The 8,056-nt window shown below is 41.6% G+C and carries 5 protein-coding genes and 2 tRNA genes; all 7 read right to left on the reverse strand.

The annotated features are described in order from the left end of the window. Positions 1-233: 233 nt before the first annotated feature. The 7 genes from ACE1AT_RS27240 to ACE1AT_RS27270 all read right to left on the reverse strand — a co-directional run bounded on the left by ACE1AT_RS27240 (position 234) and on the right by ACE1AT_RS27270 (position 7,632). A complete protein-coding gene (locus ACE1AT_RS27240) occupies positions 234-1,811 on the reverse strand; it encodes an MFS transporter (RefSeq protein ID WP_374874115.1) in 1,578 nt (525 codons plus the stop codon). 127 nt (positions 1,812-1,938) lie between these two features. Continuing rightward, positions 1,939-3,483, reverse strand: a complete 1,545-nt coding sequence (locus tag ACE1AT_RS27245; protein WP_374874117.1) for a mercuric reductase — start codon at positions 3,481-3,483, stop codon at positions 1,939-1,941. 163 nt (positions 3,484-3,646) lie between these two features. Then, positions 3,647-4,414 (reverse strand): TVP38/TMEM64 family protein, encoded by a 768-nt coding sequence (locus ACE1AT_RS27250; protein ID WP_374874119.1) that lies wholly within the window; start codon positions 4,412-4,414, stop codon positions 3,647-3,649. A gap of 150 nt (positions 4,415-4,564) precedes the next feature. Continuing rightward, positions 4,565-5,266 (reverse strand): TVP38/TMEM64 family protein, encoded by a 702-nt coding sequence (locus tag ACE1AT_RS27255; RefSeq protein WP_374874121.1) that lies wholly within the window; start codon positions 5,264-5,266, stop codon positions 4,565-4,567. Between the two features lie 147 nt (positions 5,267-5,413). Continuing rightward, positions 5,414-5,485: transfer RNA gene (locus tag ACE1AT_RS27260), tRNA-Thr, on the reverse strand. 79 nt (positions 5,486-5,564) lie between these two features. Further along, positions 5,565-5,647, reverse strand: a tRNA-Tyr gene (locus ACE1AT_RS27265). 167 nt (positions 5,648-5,814) lie between these two features. Beyond that, positions 5,815-7,632, reverse strand: a complete 1,818-nt coding sequence (locus ACE1AT_RS27270; protein ID WP_374874123.1) for an ABC transporter ATP-binding protein — start codon at positions 7,630-7,632, stop codon at positions 5,815-5,817. Between the last annotated feature and the right edge of the window lie 424 nt (positions 7,633-8,056).

Here is an 8,056-nt window from a genome sequence, read left to right on the forward strand (position 1 = left end):
AATGTTGGGTTATATTACTCTGCGAGAAGCCGCGCAGGGCGCGTCTACGTTCCTCAAACGCCAGGTGCTACAACTCTTGGGACCCCCGCAACGCACTGGCTCCCCAACCTACGCTAGTTTTAGTTTTTAGCCTTAACTGAACCGTATTGGTTTATGAATGAAACGACATTCATCACAAACGTGAAAGCGATGCTGCAAAGCAGCCGCTACGCGATCGCAAATAACGGTTAAATTTATCGCGGTTCTCGGTTTTTTCTAATCATCAGCAAAGCAACGATCGCACTTGCACTCGCCAATCCAACAGCAATAAACATCACTAAGCGAAAGCTATCTACAAACGCCCAGGCGATCGCATCTTTGAGTTTTGTTGTGATTTCAGCACTCACACCCGCAGGTATTTCCGCACCTGCTAGCTTGACACGTTGGTTATCCAAGAGTTTTTGCACTTCGGGCGATATACCTAAAGCCGTCATTCGCTGATTCAGACTGCGATTGAAACTATTGAAGACAAATATATTAAATACTGCGATCGCTAATAACCCAGCCGTACGCGCAACAGCATTATTAATCCCTGAAGCAATACCAGCTTGACGCTGTTTGACAGCACCCATGACTGTTGTTGTCAACGGGGCAACACTAATTGCCATACCTAAACCTAATACCAGTATGGCGGGGAAAAACGTTGTCCAGTAATTACTGTTAATTCCTGGAATAGCAAATAAAGCAAACCCCAAAGCGGCTATTACTGGGCCAATTGTTAACGGAAGCTTGGCACCATAACGATTTACCAAGCCTCCAGACCAGCGCGAAAGAAAAAACATGATGATAATAAATGGCAGGAATACCGCACCAGCAGCCGTAGCTGAGTAGCCTTGCACTTGAATTAAATTGAACGGCACAAAGTAAAATACTCCACCCAAAGCTGAGTAAAGCAGCAGTGTGAGCAAATTTGCACCGCTAAAGGTACGCGATTTAAATAAAGATAACGGCATCATTGGGGTGCGGCTATTAGCTTCAACAAAAATAAACGCACTCAGAATCAATACACCAACTACCAAACAGCTAAGAACTAACGGATGAAATAACCCCAGGTGAGACGATTCGATGAGTCCGTAGACTATTACCCCCAAACCAAGAGTAGCTAAAGCTGCTCCCCACCAATCGAGCCTTGCTGAATCTTCGTTACGGCTTTCTGGTACACGCCAAAACAAAATAGCGAGTACAATCCCAGCTAACGGCACATTGAGAAAAAATATCCAGCGCCAAGAGATATTTTCAACTAACCAACCACCCAAAACTGGGCCAAGTGCTGAGGTGATGGCTGTAAAACCCGACCAAGTACCAATTGCTTGTCCGCGTTGTGCTTCATTAAACGAGGCGCTGATAATTGCTAAACTTCCTGGAACTAACAACGCACCGCCAATTCCCTGAACTGCTCTAGCAATAATTAGTTGATTTACGTTTGGCGACAAACCGCACCAAATCGAGGCTAAGGCAAACAGTGCAATCCCGCAAGCAAAGATAAGTCGTCGTCCAAAGCGATCGCCTAATGACCCACCAACCAAGATTAAAGCAGCAAGAAACAAAGCATAGGATTCAACAATCCACTGCACATCAGTAGTAGTTGCATTTAACTGTGATTGCAATACCGGAAGTGCCACATTGACGACGGTACCATCAATCATTGCTATGCTTGAACCGAGAATTGTTGCTGCTAGTACCCACCTGCCAACATTCCTGGAACAAGGGGTAGTGCATGGTGCTGAACGCATCACTCCTTCATCGCATGGCTGTTTAATGATGTTAGCCATCTTAAGCTAGGAAAAACACTATTCCCAAATTGTACCGACACCCGCGATACTATTTTGGATTTTGGATTTTGGATTGGGAAATTCTTTGTAGACGTAGCAATGCTACGTCTCTACACATCATCAAATCTCACAATTTTATCAACAATCCCAAAAAGCGTTTTGTTTTTGGCGTCAACAGTGTCCGTCGATAAGCATCCGCTGCTTTCTTAATTCCTTCTGCTTGGGTTGGATAAGGATGAATGACGCTACTCATCTTACTCAAACCAATTTTATTGACAATTGCTGTGGTGACTTCGGAAATCATCTCACCTGCATGACGGGCGACAATGGTTGCACCGATAATTTGATCTGATCCTTTTTTGTGGAGGATTTTGACAAAACCATCTTCTTCACCATCTGCGATCGCTCGATCTACACTACTAAAAGGTATCTTGATCGTATTTACATCAATGCCTTTTTCCTGGGCTTGTTGTTCGTACATCCCCACATGGGCAATTTCTGGATCAGTATACGTTACCCACGGCATGACTAAATTACTCAGTTTATAACGTCCCAAACCAAAGGGAGAAAATAAAGTATTCTTAATGACTATTCGAGCCGCCGCATCCGCAGCATGAGTAAATTTCCAATCCATGCAGATATCACCAGCAGCATAAATCTTGGGGTTGGTGGTTTGCAAATAATCATTTACCATTACACCCCGTTGCTGATCATATTCCACGCCCACAGTTTCTAAATTCAAACCTTCTACATTCGGGACACGCCCCGCACCTGCTAAAATTTCATCTACTGTCACAGAATCTTCTCGACCATTGCAGCTAAAATAAACCTTCTTACCATCGCTAGTTTTTTCTACCCGCTGCATTTGGCAATTTAAAACCAAACGAATTCCTTCTTTGATAAAAATATGTTGGACAATTTCGGCAGCATCAGCATCTTCTTTATTAAGAATGTGGGAACCGCGATGGAAAAGCACCACTTCACAACCCAAGCGTCGGAATGCTTGCGCCAATTCGCAACCAATCGGCCCACCACCAATCACCGCCAAACGTCGTGGTCTTTGGGTGAGAGAAAAAACTGTCTCGTTAGTTAAATAACCTGCTTCTTCAATTCCTGGAATAGAAAGACGCGCCGCCCTTGCACCTGTAGCAATTACAGCTTTTTTGAAGTTGAGAGTTTTGTCATCAACCACTACAGTATTATTACTGGAAAAACTAGCGCTACCCAAAAAAACATCAACTCCCAGCTTTTGAAAACGTTCCGCCGAGTCGTGATGACTAATACCAGCACGCAGCTTTCGCATTCTTTCCATGACTGCGGGAAAATCCACATCGATGTGTTTGGGGACATTAACTCCAAAGTTTCTCGCATTCCACATCTCACCCACAACCCGCGCTGACCGGATGAGACACTTTGATGGTACGCAACCGACATTTAAGCAATCTCCACCCATCAGATGCTTTTCAATCAACGCCACCTTTAAACCTAAATCTAAACCTGCCGCACCCGCAGCCACCACCAATCCCGCCGTACCCGCACCAATCACAACCAAATCATAATAATCAGCAGGCTTGGGATTTATCCAATTAAGTGGATGCACGTAGGAAACGAGTTTTTGGTTATACTCATCTAGTGGGCGAATTATTACTTTTTGAAATTCAGAATTAGACATTGCTATAACCTGTTTATATTATTGGTGATCAGCCGTTTCAAAGTGTAATTTTGGAAAATGAAAATTTCTTGGTGTCTTGGTGTTTCACCACATAGACGCGCCAGCGGCTTCCCGCAGGGTAGACACTTAGACACAAAGAGGAAATATAGCTTATTGACTTCTTCTACAAAACGTCCTGTTCCAAAGCTTTCCTCGCAATCCGAGTCACATATATTGTGACTGCAACTGTGGCAATAAAACCTATAATCCGAATTGCCCATTGTACTGTCGGGTTGGTTGGTTGAGTTTGTGTACCAATCATGGCAAGATTTCCAGCTAGAGAACCAATGTAAACATACATAATTGTTCCGGGGATCATGCCTACAGAACCAATAAAGTAGTCTTTGAGGGAAACGTCGGTGACACCGAAGGCATAGTTTAATAAGTTAAAAGGAAATATGGGAGAAAGTCGGGTTAATAAAACTATTTTGAGTCCTTCTCTACCAACGACGCGGTCAATTGCAGCAAATTTTTTGTTATCTGCGATTTTTGTAGCTACCCAGTTTCTAGCTAGGTAACGTCCAACTAGGAAAGCAGCTGTTGCGCCCAAGGTTGCACCAATAAAGACATAGATGGAACCCCAGATGACACCGAAGACGACGCCTGCGCCTAAAGTGAGGATGGAACCTGGTAAAAAAGCAACGGTGGCGATGATGTAGAGGGCAATAAATGCGATCGCTCCTACTGTACCTAAACTGTCTATCCACTGCAAGGCGTTTCGCAACCATTCTTGAGGATTAAATCCTGGGGTTTTTACGGTTTCTTGTGCTAATGCAGAGTTTGTGTTTAGGCAAAAAATCAAGGTAAATACAACTAAGATAAAAAAAATTTGTTTTAAGAATTTATGTGATTTTTGGAAGTTAAGTTTATTTGCTAAAGTTTTATTTTTCATAAGTTACAAGTATTAGTTTTGATTAATTAAGAGGTCATCCGATTTGGGATTTTGGATTGACTTCCAGTAACGCACCCTACAATTTAAGTTTGACTTGAGCAATTCTCTCTAACTGGGTTAATAATTATTTCTGAATAAACACAGATTTTTTTACTCTACGCTTTCTTTCAGTGTTTGTTGAGCAATTCTGGTTATGTAAATAGTGACAACTATAGTGGCAATTAATCCTATTATTTGTATTAGCGATTTTCCAATTTGCGCTTCTGGGGTTGTTGGTTGATTGGGAGTGCTAATCATTGCTAAGTCGGTCGCAAGGGAACCGATATAAACGTACATGACAGTACCTGGAATCATACCAATTGAACCCAAGATATAATCTTTCAGTGAAACTTGGGTGATTCCAAAAGCATAATTTAATAAGTTAAATGGAAATATGGGAGATAAGCGAGTCAAAAATACTATTTTAAATCCTTGTTTGGCAACTGCTTGATTGATCGCTTGGAATTTAGGATGCTTTTCTAATTGTCGGCAAACCCAATCTCGTGATAAATAACGTCCAATTAAGAATGCAAAAGTAGCTCCAATAGTAGCAGCAATTAGTACATAAATTGAACCCCAAACTAAGCCAAAGAGACAACCGCCTTTGAGTGTGAGTAAGGAGCCGGGTATAAACAGTAACGTTGCTAAATTATAGATAAAAATAAATGCGATCGCACCAAATGGGCCAAAACTTTCAATCCAGGTTATTGATATCTGCAACCATCCCTGAATATTGAAATGTTTGGCAGCTATGATCAAGCTGACAACTAGAGAAAATAATAATATAAGCTTGAGCTTGGGTTTTGTTTGCATATTGGGGATTGGGGATAAAACAATTAAAAATTAAAAATGTAACTCCCCAGGTAAGACTGTAAGGATTATTCCAATTGAGGAAGAATTACAGTAACAAATAATTAGTTAATGTACAAGTACAAATGCACATTAATCATAAAAGCAAAAAGCCCGTGGCGAGGATTGAACTCGCGACCTCACCCTTACCAAGGGTGTGCTCTACCACTGAGCTACACGGGCAAAATTAAGGCATTCATAATATTAAAAATGTAAAACTAAAACTTTTAAATTTTAATTTTACATTTTCAATTATAGCAGGTGGGCCGGGCTGGATTTGAACCAGCGTAGGCGCTAGCCAACGGATTTACAGTCCGTCTCCATTAACCACTCGGACACCGACCCGTGAGACCCACGATTAAGAATATTAGCACAAGGTTTTAGAATTTCCAAGCTTTTTTTCAAAAAAAATTTATTTGGTCATTGGTCATTTGTTAGTGGATAGGGAACGGGGAAAGAGGACAAGGAGAATAACCAATGTCCGATCCCCAATCCCCGATCCGCAATCCCTACTAACTGAGTAATTCCCCTGTTTCTTGCAGTGCGTGCAAGCGATGGTAAATACCACCATGACGCAGAAGTTGTTCGTGATTACCGACTTCTATGATTTTGCCTTGGTCTAGAACCACAATCTGATCTGCTTCTCTGACTGTACTCAGGCGGTGAGCAATTACAATTGTGGTACGAGTTCCTTGGAGCGATCGCATTGCTAATTGAATGGAACGCTCAGACTCATAATCTAAGCTAGAAGTTGCTTCGTCAAAAACCAGCACATCCGGTTCTACTAGTAACGCCCTAGCAATTCCCAGGCGCTGTCTTTGTCCGCCAGACAACCTCACACCCCTTTCTCCTACGACAGTGTAATAACCTTGGGGTAAATTCTGAATCACTTCATCAAGTCTAGCGATTCTACAGGCTTCTTCAACTTGGTCAAAGGTGACATCTGATCGACCATACTTGAGATTATCCAAGACAGTTCCGTTAAAAACATCTACTTCTTGGTGAACTATTGCCAGTCTGCGGCGATAATTCCCCACATTTAAACTACGAATATCTTGACCATCAATGAGAATTTGACCTTCATTTGGTTCAAAATAGCGCAATAGTAATTTCACCAAAGTAGATTTACCCGAACCTGATCGCCCGACCAATGCCACTGTTTGATATGGTTCAATCAAGAGACTGATATCCTGCAAAACAGGGCGTTGAGGTTCGTAGCCAAAGCTAACATGAGAAAACTCTACTTTTCCTGTAAATTGATAAGCAGAATCTGGTTGTGGTTTCTCCAAAAGACCAACGGAATCAACTCCAGATGGTTCTTGCAGAAATTCGTTAAACCGCACCATAGAACTATAGCGACGAGCAAACATCTCTGCCAATACGCTAATTGGTTCCAACTCCGCATAAGCCATACTGGAAAGAGTTAAAGTCATGATAAAGTGACCAAGAGAAATCCTACCAGCTACTGTTTCTACGAGCGTCAAACCTAAGATCGCAAACACGCAAAACTGAATGACAGTTCTTTGCTTAGTATTCAGTTTGACGTAACCTTTGTGGATACGATGATCCACCACAGTGAATTCACGTTCTAAACGGACTTTTTGCCGTTCTAGTTCTTTGGCTTCTGTCGCAAATGCTTTTACTGTTTTAATATTGCTGATAATTTCCGAAGTTCGGCTTTCTGTACTTTCTCCATATTTATCCAAGCGGTTATCATGCCAAACTAGGCGCTTTAACTTTTTCAAGGTAAAGCCAAGAATAACCACAAAGGAAATTAAATACAAAATTGCGATTCGCCACTCCACAAACCAGATAAATACAAAAATTCCCAAAACCCGAAACAGCTTCGGAATCATCTGTCCAGCGATTTCAGGATAAGTCCAAGTGTGGTTGGCGACACCTCTTGCTACTCGCCCAGCAATGCGTCCGGGGTTATTTTCGTCATAAAATTCTAGAGGTAAGGTGAGAATCTTTTCAATCGCTTTTTGATGTTGATCTCGACGCGATCTTAAAGCAATATCCCAATGAAACCAATTAGTTAACCAAGGTTGTGTCGGCGCTCTCACCACAGTCACAAGAAAAATTAAACCCAGCAATACACCTAAAGATAGAAGCTGATTCACTGGGTAATTGATAAGGTTTGCAATTGTGGCGATCGCTACTACAAGCGGCTTATCTAATGGTTGATTAGACAACACATTTAAAATCTGCCCGATCGCATACGGTACGACCAAATCAATAATCTCGTAAACACTGGTAGCTGCAATACTGAAAATACTCAACTTCCAGTAGGGACGAAAGTAATTGAGAATATCTCTAAAGTTTGCCATGATGCACACTGTCCAAGAGCATGAGCCTTTAGCTCTGGAAGTTTAATACTACATGTATATTACATTGTAGTCAAGAGGCAAATTGGTAAATAAGCCTTTGCTCAGGTTTTAACCCATTTTAATGGGTTTAAGCTTTGAGCCGAAAATTTATTTTACGGCTGATTGCAACTCGTGCAAGATTTAGTGATCAGATTACGAACATCGCCAGGGCTAGGTACAAAATATCATACTGATTTCCAAAAAATACTTGCATCTGTTGATTAAATGTAAACAGGCGAATAAACGTAAGCGTTCAGGGGGTGTAAAGAAAACAAAAAACATTTCCCAAAATCAAGGAATGAAATTAAGCCGCTTTCAATAACTCAGAATCATCAGAACAAGGAGTAACTTGTGGAAGCAAAGAAGGTGGAGTGTTATCACCACG

Origin of the sequence: Pelatocladus sp. BLCC-F211 (assembly GCF_041928655.1) — a bacterium.
GTDB lineage: Bacteria > Cyanobacteriota > Cyanobacteriia > Cyanobacteriales > Nostocaceae > Pelatocladus.